We start from the raw sequence: 14,760 nt of genomic DNA, 5'->3' as shown, positions 1-14,760 counted from the left end.
TCGGGTTCAGGATCGGAACAGCTGGCGGCCCGCGGCCCAGTAGAGCGCCAGCATCACCGCGAAGATCGCCGGACCACCCCACCAGTCGGTGCGGCCCGAGGCCTGCACCAGCAGGCACAGGACGAGGAACAGCGCGGTCAGCACCACACCGAGGCCGAGGTGGTTCACTCGCCACGCTCCCCACCGGGCACCCACAGCACCTCGTCGGCGGTCCCGTTCACCGCGCGGCTGCAGATGAACAGCAGGTCCGACAGCCGGTTCAGATAGGTGACCGCGACCGGGTTCACCCCGCCCGGGGTGTCCGCGTCAGGGGCGACCTGCGTGCCGTAAACCTCCACCGCCAGCCAGGCCGAGCGCTCGGCCCGCCGACAGATGGTCCGGGCCACGTGCAGCTGGGCGCCGGCGGGGTTACCACCGGGCAGGATGAACGAGCGCAGTTTGGGCAGCGGGTCGCCGAACTCGTCGCACCAGGCCTCGAGCCGGTCCACCGACACCTGCGCGATCCGCAGCGGTGGATATTTCGGGTCCGGTTGCAGCGGGTTGGACAGGTCGGCGCCGAGGTCGAACAGCTCGTTCTGCACGATCCGCAGGGCGGCCGCGATCGGCTCAGCGATGCCGCCGGTGGCCAGCGCGACCCCGATCACCGAGTTCGTCTCGTCCACATCACCGTAGGCAGCCACCCGCGGATCGCTCTTGCGGGTGAGCGACATGTCCGACAGGCGGGTGTCGCCCCCGTCGCCGGTGCGGGTATAGATCCGGTTCAGCACGACCATGTCGGTGACTCTAGCGCGCGGAACCCGCGGATCCGGTCCGGCGGTGGCTATGCTGCACCGGTGATTCGTCCCCTGCGTCCCGTGGTTCTGCTGTCCGCCCTCGGTCTGGCCGTTGCGCTGGCCGGTTGCGGAGGTGGTGGCACCGGCGGTGACGCGGCGAGCGCACCGCCGCCCGCGAACGCCCCGGCCGGTTCCGGCGGTTGCCAGTATCAGCCCAGCGGTGAGCCGGCGCGCCCGGTCGATCCGCCCTCGCCGAACGAGGTCCGGCGGACCGGTGAGGCGAGGTGGACGCTGGACACCAACCAGGGCCCGGTGACCATCACCATGGACCGCTCGCGGACCCCCTGCACCGTGCACTCCTTCGAGTCCCTGGCCAAGCAGAAATACTTCGACAACACCCAGTGCCACCGGCTGGTCGACAGCGGGATCTTCGTGCTGCAGTGCGGCGACCCGACCGGCACCGGCCGCGGCGGGCCCGGTTACAAGTACGCCGACGAGCTCTCCCGCTCGGAGAAGTATCCGGCTGGCACGGTGGCGATGGCGAACGCCGGGGCCAACACCAACGGCTCCCAGTTCTTCCTGGTGTACGCCGACTCTCCGCTTCCGGCGAAGTACACCGTCTTCGGCACCCTGGACAAGGACTCCCTCGGCGTGGTGGCCCGGATCGCGGCCGAGGGGCAGGACGGTTCCAACCCCGACCGCTCCGGAAAGCCCAACAACGAGGCGCGGATCCGCACGGTCACCGAGCAGAAGTAGCCGGCCGCCGGCTCAGCGCAGGATGCGTCGCTCCCGGGCCACCTGGACCGCCTGGGTGCGGTTGTCCACGCCCAGCTTGTCGAAGATGTGCACCAGGTGGGTCTTCACCGTGGCCTCGGAGATGAACAGGCTGCGGGCCACCTCCCGGTTGCTCCGGCCGGTGGCGATCGCGGTCAGGATCTCCAGCTCGCGGGCGGTCAGCGCCAGGTCGGGGGCGGCGGCCCGGCGTTCCATCCGCCGCTCCAGCTCGGGGGCCAGGGCGCGCCGGCCGTGCGCGGCGGCGTACGCCGCGGCAATGATCTCGGTGGCGGCGGCGTCCTTCAGCAGATAACCGGAGGCACCGGCCTCGATCGCCGCGGCCAGGTCGGCGTCGGTATCGAACGTGGTCAGCACCAGCACCGCCGGGTGCGGGTCCTCGGCGGTGATCCGCCCGGTCGCGGTCACCCCGTCCATCACCGGCATCTGTAGGTCCATGAGCACCACGTCGACCGCCAGCGCCCGTTCTGCCCGCAGCAGGTCGAGGGCCTGCTGGCCGTCCCCGGCCTCGCCGACGACGAGCACCTCGGCCAACTCCGGTACGCCGGACCGCGCGGCCGGGTCGGTGCAGACCGCGCGCAGACCGCGGCGTACCACCGGATGGTCATCGACCAGCAACAGCCGCAGGGTGTTCATCGGTGCTCCTCCTCGTCGTGGACCGGGACCCGGAGCCCGATCACGGTGCCGGCGCCGGGGGCCGACTCGATCTCGATCCGACCACCCAGCTGCTCGATCCGGTGCCGCACCCCACGCAGGCCGAAGCTGGCCGAACCGGGGGAGGTGGCCGGGTCGAACCCCACCCCGTCGTCATAGATGTCGAGGGTGACCTCCCCGCTCAGGAAGCCCAGGGTGAGCACGGCCAGGCCGGCCCGGGCGTGCTGCTGCACGTTGGCCAGGCTCGCCTGTGCCGCCCGCAGCAGTCCGGTGGCGACCGGGCCGGGCAGCGGCCGCGGCTCTCCGGTGACGCGCAGCTCACACGGCTGCCGGGCGACCGCGCGGTGCCGGTCCACCACCCGCCGCAGCGCCGACACCAGGTCGCCGCTGGTCAGGTCGGGTGGGGTGAGCTCGCGGATGAACCGGCGGGCCTCGCCGAGGTTGTCCCCGGCCACCTGTTCCATCTCGGTGAGGATTTCGGCCGTGCGCTCGGTGCCCGCCGGGTCGCCGGTGGCGAGTTCGCTGCGGGCGCTACGGCTCAACAGCACCAGCGAGCCCAATCCCTGGGCGAGGGTGTCGTGGATCTCCCGGGCGAGTCGTTCCTGTTCGCCGAGGCGCCCCGCCTCGCGTTGGCTCCGGGCGAGTTCGGCCCGGGTGGCCTCGAGCTCGGCCAGCGAGGCCGCGCGGGCCGCCGACTCGGCGTACAACGCCTCGTAGGCGAGCGCGACCACCACCGACACCGCGGCACCGAACAGCGGGCCGAGCACCATCGGCACCTGCAGGCGCCCGACGTGGTAGGCCTGCGCGGCGATCACCATGGCGGTCATCACCACGATCGCCACCACCGCGTGCCCGCGCCGGAGCAGATGCAGGTGCAGGAAGAACAGCGGGAACGCCAGCCAGGCGAACTCGGCGGCGAAGAACATCAGCAGCACCCAGGTGCTGGTCACCCCGGCCAGCCACCAGCGGGCCGGCCGGGTGGACCGGAAGCGGCCGGGGCGGGATCCCCAGGCGTACGCCATCGCGAACAGCACCGCCACCGCGCAGCCGAGGGCGATCCGCCAGCCGCCGGCCTGCGGGTCGCGCAGCATCCGGACCAGACCGACCACCAGCAGCGCGGCCACGGCGGTGTGCAGGGAGCCGCGGAGCAGCCGCAGGGTGCCTGTGCCGGCCGCCATCAGCGGCGGGGCGGTGCTCACCGGGACCCCGGTAGCTCCAGGAACCGCCTGAGCACGGCGGTGAAGATGTCCGGCTGGTCGGCGTGCACCCAGTGCGCCGCATTCTTGATGGTGACCAGGCGGGCCGCGGGGAAGAGCTCCCGCATCCGTGCGGCGTATTCGGGCTGGACATAGTCGGAGTCGCCACCAGCCACCCACAGCACCGGCCCGGGCCACGGCTCCTCGGTCGGCTCGACCCATCCGCCCAGGGACTCCATCTGCTCGTGGATCAGCGCCAGGTTGGGCTGCCAGTGCCACCGGGTCTGCCCGTCGACGCGCTCCCGGCGCAGGTTCTGCAGCAGGAAGGAGCGGACCGTCGGGTCGTCCACGCCGTTCTCGGCGAGATGTCGTTCGGCCTGCTCGCGACCGCTCAGGGCGGCCAGGTCGAGGCCGGCCATGGCGCGGGTGAACGTGTGGAAACCGCGCATCGACCCGTAGGCGACCGGGGAGATGTCGGCCACGCACAACCGCTCGACGAGCTCGCGGTGGCGCAGGGTCAGGTGCATCGCGATCTTGCCGCCCATCGAGTGTCCGACCAGCGCGACCGGGGCGCCGTTGCGCGCCGGCTCGGCGTCGATCGCGTCGGCCACCTGGTCGGCCATCGTTCGATAGTCCAGGCTGTCGGACCACTCGGAGCGGCCGTGGTTCGGCATGTCCAGGAGCAGACAGCTGACCCCTGAGCCTGTCGAAGGGGTCCCTGAGCCTGTCGAAGGGGTGGCGAGCGCGCGCGCCACCGAGGTCCAGTTCTTGCCCTGGCCGAAGACGCCGTGGCAGAACACCACCAGCGGGCCGTCGCCCTCACCGATCAGGGTGCGGTTGAGCTGCATCAGATCTCCGTCCTCGACTCAGCGTCGTTGCCAACAGTGCCGGTGCCAGTGCCGGCGTTCCTCGATCGCCGACGGGCTGGCGATGGAGGCCACCCGTGGCCACACCACCACGTGTGCGGTCCCCGCCGGGATCGTGCCCCCACAGCCCGGACAGGTGTACGCCTTGGTCGCGCGTTCGGCGGTCACCCCGCGGACCAGCCACTCGCCGTCGGCGCGGGTCTCGCTCACCGGGTGGGCACCGGACAGTGGCCGGTGCTCCCGGGTGTGCTTGGACCGACGCCGACGGTTGGGCACGCGAACAGCGGGTCAGGCGCGGGCGGTGGCCCGGCGCAGCTCCGCCACCGCCGCGGCGGCGTCGTCGGAGCCGGCCAGCTGCACCAGCAACCGCGACGGTCGGTGACCCGGCTCGCCGGACTCCTCATAGAGCCGGCGCTGCACGTCCAGCACGTGGGTCGGCGTGAGTTCGACCAGCACCTCGAAGGGACGCGGCATCCGACAGCCCTCGGCCATCCCGGTGTCGATGTCGTCGAGCGAGGCGTAGTTCTCCTCGACCATCCGCAGCGCCTGGTTCAGGTAGTTGCAGACCAGCCGGTCGGGCAGTTCGTGCGCCCGGGACACCCGGGGCGGACGGACCACGCCCGGTTCGTCGGTGGCCTTCCCGTCGGCGTAGGTGTAGAGGCCACGGCCGGTCTTACGGCCGAGCATCCCGGCGGTGACCAGCTGGTGCAGCAGCTCCGGGGTGGAGCGCAGCCGGTCCTTGCTCTCCTGGAACATCCGCTCCAGCACGTCCTCGCAGACGTCGACCCCGACCAGGTCCACCAGGGTGAGCGGGCCCATCGGATAGCCGGCCTTCTCCACCATCGCGGAGTCCATCTCCTCGCGCGTGCAGAATCCGTTGGAGTACAGGCGTACCGCCTGACCGAGATAGGGCACCAGCAGCGCGTTGACGATGAAACCGGCGCGGTCGCCGCAGACGATGGGGGACTTGCCGAGCGAGGTCATCAACCGGGTCATCCGGTCGATCGCGGCGTCGGAGGTGTGGATGGCGCGGATCAGTTCGACCAGGGTCTGCACCGGCGCGGGGTTGAAGAAGTGGACGCCGAGCACCCTGCTCGGGTCGGTGACCACCGTGGCGATCGAGGTGATCGACAGCGAGGAGGTGTTGGTGGCCAGGATGGCGTGCGCCGGCGCGGCCTCGTCGACGGTGCGGAAGATCTGCTGCTTCAGCTCCAGCTTTTCGCTCACCGCCTCCACGACCAGGTCGGCGTCCTTGACCCCGACTGCGGTGTCGGTGGTGAAGTCGATCCGGCCCAGCAGCGCCGCCTGATCCTCACTGGACAGCTTCCCCCGGGAGACGGCCCGGTCGGTCGACTTCTGCAGGACCCCGCGGCCCCGGTCCAGCGCGTCCTCGTTGTACTCGATGCCGCGGACGGTCAGGCCGGCCCGGGCGAACACCTCGGCGATCCCGGCGCCCATGGTGCCCAAGCCGATCACGGCGACGGTACGGATGGTGTTCTCGTTGTTCGGATCAGTAGTCACCCGCACGAGTCTATCCGTGCTCCGCGTGGTGGGGAGGTGGTTCGACCGGGGGTCAGACCATGATGGTGGTCACCCCGAGGACTGCTGTGCCGGGTGCCTCTCAGCGGGTGCGCTGGCTGAGCACCTGGGCGGCAACCTTGGCGCGGGAACGCACCCCGAACTTGTGCAGGATGTTCTCCACGTGTCCGTCGACGGTCCGGGTGGAGATCGTGAGCTGGTGGGCGATCTCCTTGTTGGACAGCCCATCTGCGACCAGGTCGGCGATCTGGGCCTCGCGCCGGGTGAGGCCGACAGGGTTGGGTGCCGGCGTACCGCAGATCTTCGCGACCTCGTCGAGACCGGCGTGGACCGCACCGAGATGGTCCAGGCCGTTTGCCTCGCGCACGGCGCGCTGCCACGCGTCCGCCCCGAGCGCGGAGCGGGCCCGCTGCACGGCGGCGTTCCGATCCCCCTCGAGACCGGGACCGAACGAGGCGACGTGGGTGCCCAGGGTGCACCAGACCGCCTCGGCCAGGCCCTGCAGCCGTGCTGCCCGCTCGAAGTCGTGGGAGTCGACCGCGATGCACGAACCGAGGGTGAGGGTGTGCGCGATGCAGATCCCGTCGAGGTTCTCGGCCTGGATTTGTAGCGTCTCCAGGGTGGCCGTGCGCGCCGCGTCCAACTCACCCTGGTGCCACAGGGCGATCCCGCGAACCCAATAGACGTACGCCCGGAACCAGGACTCCCCGTTGCGGTCGCTGATCGCGATCAACCGCTCGGAGGTGCGCAGGGCCGCGGCGGGGGAGTCCCCATAGATCTCGGACAGCCCGAGCTGGAACAGCGCGGTCTCCAGCGCCGCTTCGTCCCCCAGCTCGGTGAAGATGGCGGCGGCCCGCCGGTAGTGCCGCACCGCCTCGGGGCCGTTGCCCCGGAACAGGTGCAGCAGCCCCGTCCAGTTGGCCACCTGACCGCGCAGGAACGCATCCGCCAGTTCCGCCGCCAGCGGCTCGGCCTCGCTCAGGTGCTCCTCGGCCAGTGCGTGGTCACCGCTGATCAGCGCCACCCAAGCGGCCACCCAAAGGGCCTCGGCGCGGTCGCGCCCGGTCACCTCGGGGGAGGCGAGCACCTGCTCCAGCCGGTGCCGTCCGGCCGGCAGAAACGCCCCGGACACCCAGTGGTAACGCAACAGGGCGCCGAGCTCGGCCGCTCGGTTCCCCTCGCCCGGGGTTGCCAGGGACCACTCCATCGCGGTGATCGCGTCGGCATGGTCGGCACGCATCAGGGCCAGACTGCGCTGCTGGTCGGGCCCCGCCCAGGTCCGCACCATGCCCCGAGCCCGCTCGAGCATCAGGTCGCGGTGACGCCGGTGCAGTTCTCCCGTCTCTGCGGCCTTGGCGGCCAACTCCGCACCGTAGTCACGAATGGTGACCAGCTGGCGATAGCGCATCCCCAACGGTGTCTGTTCGGCCAGCACGATCGACTTGGCGACCAGCGCATCGAGCAGGTCCAGCACCTCCTCGCGGCGGAGGGAACCGAAGCCGGCCACCGCCTCTGCGGCGTCCAAGTCACAGCCTGCGGTGAACACCGACATCCGGGCCCAGAGCAACTGCTCCGCCGGTGAGCACAGCTCGTAGCTCCAGTCGACCAGATTGCGCAGGGTCTGGTGTCGGGGGAGCAGCCCGCGGCCGTTGCGCCGCAGCAGGAGGAACCGGGCGTCGAGCCGGTCCAGGATCTGCTCCGCCGAGAGGCTGCGCAGCCGCACGGCCGCCAGCTCGATGGCCAGCGGCATCCCGTCCAGGCGCCGGCACAACTCGGCGATGGCGGCGCAGTTCTTTTCGGTGACCTCCAGCGGGCTGCCGGCCTGGGCGGCCCGCTCCAGCAGCAGGGCGACTGCCTCGGCTCGGGTGACCGTGGCCGGGTCGCTGTCCCGCTCCGGCAGCTCCAGTGGCGGCACGGTGAGCACGTGCTCGCCCTCCAGCCCGAGCGGTTCGCGCGAGGTGGTCAGCACGTGTACGCCCGGGCAGCGGGTCAGCACGGTGAGCACCAGGTCCGCCGCGGATTCCAACAGGTGCTCACAATTGTCCAGCACGAGCAGCAGCTGCTTGCGGCCGAGGAAGTTGGTCAGCCGTTCGGTCGCATCCCGGTTGGTCAGGTCGGCGATCTCCAGGGCGGAGGCGACCCCCCACGGCACGTCGGTCGGATCAACCACCACCTCCAGGGCGGCCACGGCACAGCCGTCGGCGAACTGATCGTCGAGGCGTCCGGCCAGCTCCAGCGCGAGCCGGGTCTTGCCGATGCCGCCGGGGCCGATCAGGGAGACGAGCCGGTTCTCGCAGATCAGCGACTCGGCCTGGGGCACGGTGCGGCCGCGCCCGATGAACCGGGTCATCGGAGCCGAGAGCTGCCCCATCGCCAACGGATCCACATCCTGTAGTGCTCGCGGCCCCCGGGCCGCACGGCCCCACCTCGGACCGCGTGCAGAGAATACGCGACCAGCCCCACCTGGGCGAGGGGTCGTTCCGTAGCGGGGCACGCGGATCCCACGCCGCTACCCGGGGCCACGGTCGAACAAAGACGGGTAGTTCTACGGGTACTCCTCCCGCACCCGGTACCGTAACGTCAGTGTGAGCGAACGACTCAAGGAGGAGTCCCGTGACGTTCTTCATGAATCGTCTGGCTCAGGTGCTGAGCGGCGAGGAATCGACCGAAGAGGTGCCGACTCCGACCCTGCGGCCGAGTCGGCCCGGCGCCGTGAACGAGGGTGTGGACAGACAGGTCGCACTGCGTTCGCTGGCCGAACAGCTGGTCTGCGAGGCCAATGCAGTGATCGATGACCCGGCAGCACATCTCACCCTGTATGACGAGGTGGGCGGCAATGAGTTGTCGTTCACCATCCGGTGCGGTGTGCACGCGGCGCGGGTCACCACCGTGATCGACTCGGCCGGCGCGCACGGGCAGATCGTCTCCGACAACCTGCCGAACGAGGAGCCCTACGAACTGATCGGCCCCGAAGCCCTGCCCGATCTCATCATTCGACTCTGCCTGGTGGCTGATCTGCGTAACCACCACAGAGCTCACCTGATCTGACAAATCGACCAACCCAAGGAAAGGAGGTCGGCGCATGCAGTACGAGCTGAAGACACAGGTCATCACGCCGCAGCGCCAGACATTCGACCACGTGGCCAAACGGTTCGGCGACAAGCCGGCCACCCGCTACCAGGAGGGCAGCTACTACCTCCAGCCGGTGGAGAACTTCCACTACCGGCCCACCTGGGCTCCGGACAAGGAGTTGTACGACGCGGACTTCAGCCGGTTCAAGCTGGTCGATCCTCACGACTACGCGGATCCACGGCAGTACTACTACACCCCGTATGTGACCAACCGTTCCCAGATGCACGAGGCGTTCGCGCGTTCGCTGGACTACGTGGGCGACCACGATCTGCTGGATCGCATGCCGCAGCCGTGGCGCGATCTGATCGCCCAGGTGGTGGTCCCGCTGCGGCACCTGGAGTCCGGCGCCCAGATGATCTTCTCCGGTGCCTGCCGGTTCTCCTACGGAACGACCATCGCCCAGTGCCTCGGCTACGAGGGGTTTGACCGGATTGGCAACGCGCAGTTGATCAGCCGGGTCGGCCTCGCGCTCGACGACGGCACCGCCACGGTGCTCAAGTCGGCCAAGCAGGCATGGGTCGAGGACGACAGCCTGCAGGGGCTGCGGCGGATGGTGGAAATCCTGCTGGTCGAGCAGGACTGGGCGGTCGCCGTCATTGGCATGGACGTGCTCGACATGCTGCTGGACGCCCTGATCTACCGGCACCTGGACGAGGAGGCGATCATCGGCGGCGCCGGTGCCTACTCGCTGCTCGCCCAGCACATCGCCTCCTGGTACCCCGACCACCGCAAGTGGCTGGACGCGCTGTACAAGACGTGGCTGGCCGACTCCGAGCACGGCGACGCCAACCGGGCGGCGCTCAGCGAGGCGGTCTCTACCTGGCTGCCGCAGGCGGTGGACGCGGTCCGTGCTCTGGCCGAGCATGCGGACACCCTGGTAGACGTGGGCTGTGCGGGGGCCGTCACCGTCGCTGCAGAGAAGGCCGCCGAGCACTTCCGCGCCCTGGGCGTGGACGTCGACGGGCCGGGGGCCTGAGATGGCGGTGGATGCCTCCGAGCGCATTGTCAGCGTGGATCTGCAGGAGAACGAGGAGAACCGCGCGGTGATCGAGGCCATCGAGGCCGACAACGATCAGTGCATCGCACAACACATCCCGGGACTGGTCAAACTGCGGGCGCCGGGATACCTGGAGATCAACCGGGCCTCCGTGGAGGAGCGCCTCGGGCGGACCTGGGAGACACACGCATTTCAAATGGCCATCGTGAGCCTGGCCGGCAACATCAGCGAGTGGGATGAGGATCGGATCGTCATCTCCTGGGGCCGGCCGGTCGAGGACGACGACGAGGATGAGGAGTACTGATCATGACCGATATGAAGGAAGCACCAGCTCGCAAGCCGGCCAAGAAGCTGTCGATGAAGCAGCGCTACTCGGCACTGACCCGGGACCTGGACTGGACCCCCAGCTACGTCTCCGAGGACGAGATGTTCCCGCACACCAAGTACGAGGGCATCAAGATCCACGACTGGTCCAAGTGGGACGACCCGTTCCGGCTCACCGTCGACGCCTACTACCGCTATCAGGCCGAAAAGGACAAGCGTCTCTACTCGGTGCTGGACGGGTTCGCCCAGGGACAGGGACATCTCACCCTGTCCGAGGCCAACTACCTGAACGCGATGAAGGTGTTCCTGAGCGGTGTGACCCCGCTGGAGTACGCGGCGAACCGCCACTTCTCCTACCTGGCCCGGCACTTCAACGGCCCGGGCCCCCGCTTCGCCGCGCTGTGCCAGTCGATCGACGAGCTGCGGCACGCGCAGACCGAGATCCACACGCTGTCGAACTACAACAAGTACTACTCCGGGTTCCACAACTTCCCGCAGATGTTCGACCGGGTGTGGTACCTGTCGGTGCCGAAGTCGTACTTCGAAGACGCGCTGTCCGCGGGACCGTTCGAGTTCCTGATCGCGATCGGGTTCTCCTTCGAGTACCTGCTCACCAACCTGCTGTTCGTGCCGTTCATGTCGGGGGCCTCCTTCAACGGAGACCTGCCCACGATGACCTTCGGCTTCTCGGCCCAGTCCGACGAGTCTCGGCACATGACCCTCGGTCTGGAGGCGATCAAGTTCCTGCTGGAGCAGGACGAGGACAACGTGCCGATCGTCCAGGAGTGGGTGGATAAGTGGTTCTGGCGCGGCTACCGCGTGACCTCGCTCATCGCGCAGATGCTCGACTACATGCTTCCGCGTCCGGTGATGAGCTGGAAGGAGGCCTTCGAGCTCTACTTCGAACAGCAGATGCTGAACGGGCTGTTCCCCGATCTGGCGTACTATGGGATCCGCCCGCCGAAGCATGTGGAGCAGGCGATCTGGGAGAAGGACCACCTTTCCCACGCCACCCACAACGCGCTGTATCAGTTCTCGTTTGCGGCGAACTTCACCACTTCCACCCCAGACGCTGAACACTCCGCCTGGTTGGCGAAGTCCTATCCGGACAGCTACGACCAGCTGTACCGGCCGCGTTACGACAAGCAGGCCAAGATGGCCGCCGAGGGGAACCGGTTCTTCTACCCGGGTCTGCCTCAGCTCTGCCAGGTCTGCCAGGTCCCCATGCTCTTCCCCGAGCACGGTGACCCCACCAAGATCTGCCAGCGCAGCAGCGAGTACAAGGGTGAGCACTTCAACCTGTGTTCCGATGGCTGCCAGTGGATCTTCGAGCGCGAGCCGGAGAAGTACATCCAGGCCTGGATGCCGGTGCACCAGATCATGCTGGGCAACTGCGGTGGGCCGTCGGTGCCGGAGGTTCTCGACTGGTACGGCATGACCGAGGGCGACAACGGCGAGTACATCGGCTCGGTGGACCACCAGAACTGGCAGAAGTGGCACGCGCAGGTCGAGGACGTCGTCGGCGACTCCGAAAAGACCGAGGACGTGTCGGATCAGGAACCGTTCGCCACGTCCGTGAAGGAGGCCTGACATGGCGGTCAAATCATTGGGCACCTACGAGTTCGACTCCCGTTCCGCTCAGGCGTTGTACGGCGACGACATGCTCGTCCATGTCCTTCGTCGAGACAGCATGTTCTACGCCTCCGCGGTCGCCCTGCGGGTGCCGCAAACGATGTCCTGGAAAGAGTTCGTGGACACCCAGGTCATGCCCTGGGCCAGCGCGGACCCGGACTTCAAGGCGGAGGGGCCGTTCGTCTGGAAGCTGATCGAGGAGGACTTCGAGCCGGAGGATGACAAGTCCCTGGCCGAGCTCGGCATCCGGCACAAGAACACCGTCTCGCTCGACCTCGCGAAGGGATGAACCGATGACCGAGACCCACACCATCAGGGTGGAGCCGCTCGGTCGCGAGGTCCAGTGCCGAGAGGATCAGACGATCCTCGACGCCTGCCTGCGTGCAGGAGTGTGGCTGCCACACTCCTGCACGCACGGCACGTGTGCGACCTGCAAGGTGGACCTCCTCGACGGGGACGTCGATCAAGGCGAGGCGTCCACCTTCGCCCTGATGGACTTCGAGCGACTGGAAGGGAAGACCCTCACCTGCTGCGCCAAGCCCGAGTCCGATGTCACCCTCGAGGCCGACATCGACGTGGACGAGGAGCTGGAAGTCTTTCCGGTGCAGGATTTCACCGGGACGATCGTCGAGCTCACCGACATCTCCGCCGACGTGAAACGGCTGAAGATCGAGCTCGACCGGGAGCTGGGCTTCAACGCAGGGCAGTACATGCGCGTCGAGGTGCCCGGAAGCGGCGGCATCGACCGCACCTGGTCGATGGCCAACTCGCCCACCGAGAACAAGATCGTGGAGTTCCAGGTGCGCCTGGTCCCCGGCGGACTTGGCACCGAGGGCTGGTTGTGGAAGAGCGCCGCGGAGGGCGACGAGGTCAAGCTGTCCGGCCCCTACGGACGGTTCGTGCTGCGCACCTGGGAGGAGGACAAGCCGATCGTGATGCTCGCCGGGGGGACCGGGCTGGCCCCATTCGCCTCGATGATCAAGCACGCACTGCAGAACGAGGCGTACGAGGGCGAGATCGTGCTCTACGCCGGGGCGCAGACCAAGGAACACCTCTATGACGTGGAGTTCTATCGCGAGCTGGCCGAGGAGTATCCCGATCAGTTCACGTTCCACCCCTGCATCGACACCGGCGAGGAGACCGACGGCTATCGGGTCGGCTTCGTCAACCAGGTGATGGAGGCGGATTTCGAGCACCTGAAGGGATATCAGGGCTACATGTGCGGGTCGCCGCGGATGGTCGAGTCCTGTCTGAAGTCGATGATGGGCCGGCGGCTGTTCCCCCGCGACATCTTCCACGAGGACTTCTTCAACGAGGGTGACAAGGCCAGCGGGGTGGGCTCCCCGCTGATCAAGCGCTGACCCCACGTCGGCTGAGCCTGTCGAAGCCCAGCGGTCCCGCGTACCCCCGGTGCGCGGGACCACTGCTTCCGTGCGGTCCTATCGTGGACCCATGCAGATCCCGCTCTTCCCGCTCGGCACCGTGCAGGTGCCCGGAATGGTGCTCAACCTGCAGGTGTTCGAGCCGCGCTACCGCGAGCTGGTCGCCGACCTGCTGCGGCGGCCGGAGTCCGAGCGGGAGTTCGGGGTGGTCACCATCCGCTCCGGGCACGAGGTGGGAGAACAGAACCTGCACTCCATCGCCGAGGTCGGCTGTGCGGTGCGGGTCACCACCCTGCGCGAGGCCGAGGGTCGAATCCTGCTGCAGGCCGTCGGACGCTGGCCGTTCCGCGTCCGGGAGGTGCTGGAGAGCGAGCACCCCTACCTGACCGCCGAGGTGGAGCCGGTCGGACTGACCGAGGCGACGGACCAGCGGCTCGCCGAGTCCGGTGCCGGTCTCGTTGCGGCCCTCCAGGCGTACGCCCGGCAACGCGGGGGAGAGCTGGGCGCGCTGCCGACAGACCCCGAGCAGCTCGGTTGGCTGGTGGTGGCGCAGGGGCCGCTCGAGCTCGCCGACTCCCTGGCCGCGCTGGCCGAGCCGGACCCGGTCGCCCGATTGGACCGGTTGCGCCGCCGGGTGCGCCAGGAGACGGTGCTGCTGGGGCGTACCGCAAGCGTGCCTTTCGCCGCGGATCGCAACCCCTCCAGCAACTGAACTCGCCGGATGCGCCGTCTCCGGTACCGTGGCCCGGTGCGCCTCGTGATTGCCCGTTGTCAGGTCGACTATGCCGGTCGGCTCACCGCCCACCTGCCGCCGGCGAAGCGGTTGATCCTGGTCAAGGCCGACGGCTCGGTGTCCATCCACGCCGACGACCGGGCATACAAGCCGCTGAACTGGATGAGTCCGCCGTGCACGCTGAGGGTGCGTGAGCCCGAGGTCGACGAGGCCGCGGTCACCGCCGAGCTGGACGACCAGGTCACCGAGGTCTGGGAGGTGACCGGCAAGGACGGGGACACCCTGCAGATCTCGCTGTTCGAGGTGCTGCACGACTCCACCCACGAGCTCGGCGTCGACCCTGGGCTGCAGAAGGACGGGGTGGAGGCGCACCTGCAGGAGTTGCTGGCCGAACAGCCGGGCACCTTCGGTGCGGGCTGGCAGCTGGTACGCCGGGAGTTCCCGACCGCGATCGGTCCGGTGGATCTGATGTATCGCGACGCCGACGGTGCGCACGTGGCCGTGGAGGTGAAGCGGCGCGGCGAGATCGACGGGGTGGAACAGCTCACCCGTTATCTTGAGCTGCTCAACCGCGATCCGTTGCTGGGCAGGGTTCGCGGAATCTTCGCCGCCCAGCAGATCAAGCCGCAGGCCAAGGTGCTGGCCGCCGACCGGGGGATCGACTGCGTCACCGTCGACTACGACGCCCTGCGCGGTATGGACGACGCCGAAGATCGATTGTTCTAGTGGGTGCCCTCCGC

17 protein-coding genes are annotated in these 14,760 nt (G+C 68.8%); 9 read left to right on the top strand and 8 right to left on the bottom strand.

Annotated features, from left to right (window positions below; genetic code table 11):
- Positions 1–6: 6 nt before the first annotated feature.
- The gene (locus CGZ93_RS19005) at positions 7–168 is read right to left on the bottom strand and encodes a hypothetical protein (protein WP_171195570.1); all 162 of its coding nucleotides are present in this window, start codon (positions 166–168) and stop codon (positions 7–9) included.
- On the bottom strand, positions 165–773 hold the full coding sequence (locus tag CGZ93_RS13170) for a cob(I)yrinic acid a,c-diamide adenosyltransferase (RefSeq protein ID WP_094364615.1): 609 nt from the start codon (positions 771–773) through the stop codon (positions 165–167). Before CGZ93_RS13170 ends, CGZ93_RS19005 begins: the two co-directional genes overlap by 4 nt.
- Positions 774–833: 60 nt before the next feature.
- Here CGZ93_RS13170 and CGZ93_RS13165 point away from each other — a divergent pair, with 60 nt between their 5' ends.
- Positions 834–1,529 (top strand): peptidylprolyl isomerase, encoded by a 696-nt coding sequence (locus CGZ93_RS13165; protein WP_229117437.1) that lies wholly within the window; start codon positions 834–836, stop codon positions 1,527–1,529.
- Positions 1,530–1,541: 12 nt separating this feature from the next.
- Here the strand turns inward: CGZ93_RS13165 and CGZ93_RS13160 are convergent, their stop codons facing one another.
- From CGZ93_RS13160 to CGZ93_RS13135, 6 genes are all read right to left on the bottom strand, one after another.
- Positions 1,542–2,201 carry a response regulator gene (locus CGZ93_RS13160; protein ID WP_094364614.1) on the bottom strand — a complete coding sequence of 220 codons (660 nt, stop codon included), beginning with the start codon at positions 2,199–2,201 and terminating at the stop codon, positions 1,542–1,544.
- Positions 2,198–3,418 (bottom strand): sensor histidine kinase, encoded by a 1,221-nt coding sequence (locus tag CGZ93_RS13155; protein ID WP_229117436.1) that lies wholly within the window; start codon positions 3,416–3,418, stop codon positions 2,198–2,200. Before CGZ93_RS13155 ends, CGZ93_RS13160 begins: the two co-directional genes overlap by 4 nt.
- Complete coding sequence (locus CGZ93_RS13150; protein WP_094364613.1) at positions 3,415–4,263, bottom strand: alpha/beta fold hydrolase; 849 nt, start codon at positions 4,261–4,263, stop codon at positions 3,415–3,417. The genes CGZ93_RS13155 and CGZ93_RS13150 overlap by 4 nt, the downstream gene beginning before the upstream one ends.
- Before the next feature lie 18 nt (positions 4,264–4,281).
- On the bottom strand, positions 4,282–4,557 hold the full coding sequence (locus CGZ93_RS13145; protein WP_094364612.1) for a hypothetical protein: 276 nt from the start codon (positions 4,555–4,557) through the stop codon (positions 4,282–4,284).
- Between the two features lie 12 nt (positions 4,558–4,569).
- A complete protein-coding gene (locus tag CGZ93_RS13140; protein ID WP_141211210.1) occupies positions 4,570–5,802 on the bottom strand; it encodes a 3-hydroxyacyl-CoA dehydrogenase in 1,233 nt (410 codons plus the stop codon).
- 100 nt (positions 5,803–5,902) lie between these two features.
- Entirely contained in the window at positions 5,903–8,191 is a 2,289-nt protein-coding gene (locus tag CGZ93_RS13135) for a LuxR C-terminal-related transcriptional regulator (RefSeq protein WP_094364610.1), read from the bottom strand.
- Between the two features lie 242 nt (positions 8,192–8,433).
- Here CGZ93_RS13135 and CGZ93_RS13130 point away from each other — a divergent pair, with 242 nt between their 5' ends.
- The 8 genes from CGZ93_RS13130 to nucS all read left to right on the top strand — a co-directional run bounded on the left by CGZ93_RS13130 (position 8,434) and on the right by nucS (position 14,746).
- Positions 8,434–8,868, top strand: coding sequence for a hypothetical protein (locus CGZ93_RS13130; RefSeq protein WP_094364609.1), 435 nt, complete (start codon positions 8,434–8,436; stop codon positions 8,866–8,868).
- A 34-nt stretch (positions 8,869–8,902) separates the two neighbouring features.
- Positions 8,903–9,928, top strand: a complete 1,026-nt coding sequence (locus tag CGZ93_RS13125; RefSeq protein ID WP_094364608.1) for a ferritin family protein — start codon at positions 8,903–8,905, stop codon at positions 9,926–9,928.
- Position 9,929: 1 nt separating this feature from the next.
- Positions 9,930–10,253, top strand: coding sequence for an MmoB/DmpM family protein (locus CGZ93_RS13120; protein ID WP_094364607.1), 324 nt, complete (start codon positions 9,930–9,932; stop codon positions 10,251–10,253).
- A gap of 2 nt (positions 10,254–10,255) precedes the next feature.
- Positions 10,256–11,863, top strand: coding sequence for a YHS domain-containing protein (locus CGZ93_RS13115; RefSeq protein WP_229117435.1), 1,608 nt, complete (start codon positions 10,256–10,258; stop codon positions 11,861–11,863).
- 1 nt (position 11,864) lies between these two features.
- Entirely contained in the window at positions 11,865–12,194 is a 330-nt protein-coding gene (locus CGZ93_RS13110) for a phenol hydroxylase subunit P4 (protein ID WP_094364606.1), read from the top strand.
- Positions 12,195–12,198: 4 nt separating this feature from the next.
- Positions 12,199–13,266 (top strand): NADH:ubiquinone reductase (Na(+)-transporting) subunit F, encoded by a 1,068-nt coding sequence (locus CGZ93_RS13105; RefSeq protein WP_094364605.1) that lies wholly within the window; start codon positions 12,199–12,201, stop codon positions 13,264–13,266.
- A 91-nt stretch (positions 13,267–13,357) separates the two neighbouring features.
- Complete coding sequence (locus tag CGZ93_RS13100) at positions 13,358–13,999, top strand: LON peptidase substrate-binding domain-containing protein (protein ID WP_094364604.1); 642 nt, start codon at positions 13,358–13,360, stop codon at positions 13,997–13,999.
- Between the two features lie 36 nt (positions 14,000–14,035).
- Positions 14,036–14,746 (top strand): endonuclease NucS, encoded by a 711-nt coding sequence (gene nucS, locus CGZ93_RS13095; RefSeq protein WP_094364603.1) that lies wholly within the window; start codon positions 14,036–14,038, stop codon positions 14,744–14,746.
- Positions 14,747–14,760 lie beyond the last annotated feature (14 nt).

It is taken from the genome of Enemella dayhoffiae (genome assembly GCF_002250625.1).
Classification (GTDB): domain Bacteria; phylum Actinomycetota; class Actinomycetes; order Propionibacteriales; family Propionibacteriaceae; genus Enemella; species Enemella dayhoffiae.
The sequence above is the reverse complement of the archived record's forward strand: the minus strand, read 5'-3'. Positions and strand labels throughout refer to the sequence as shown.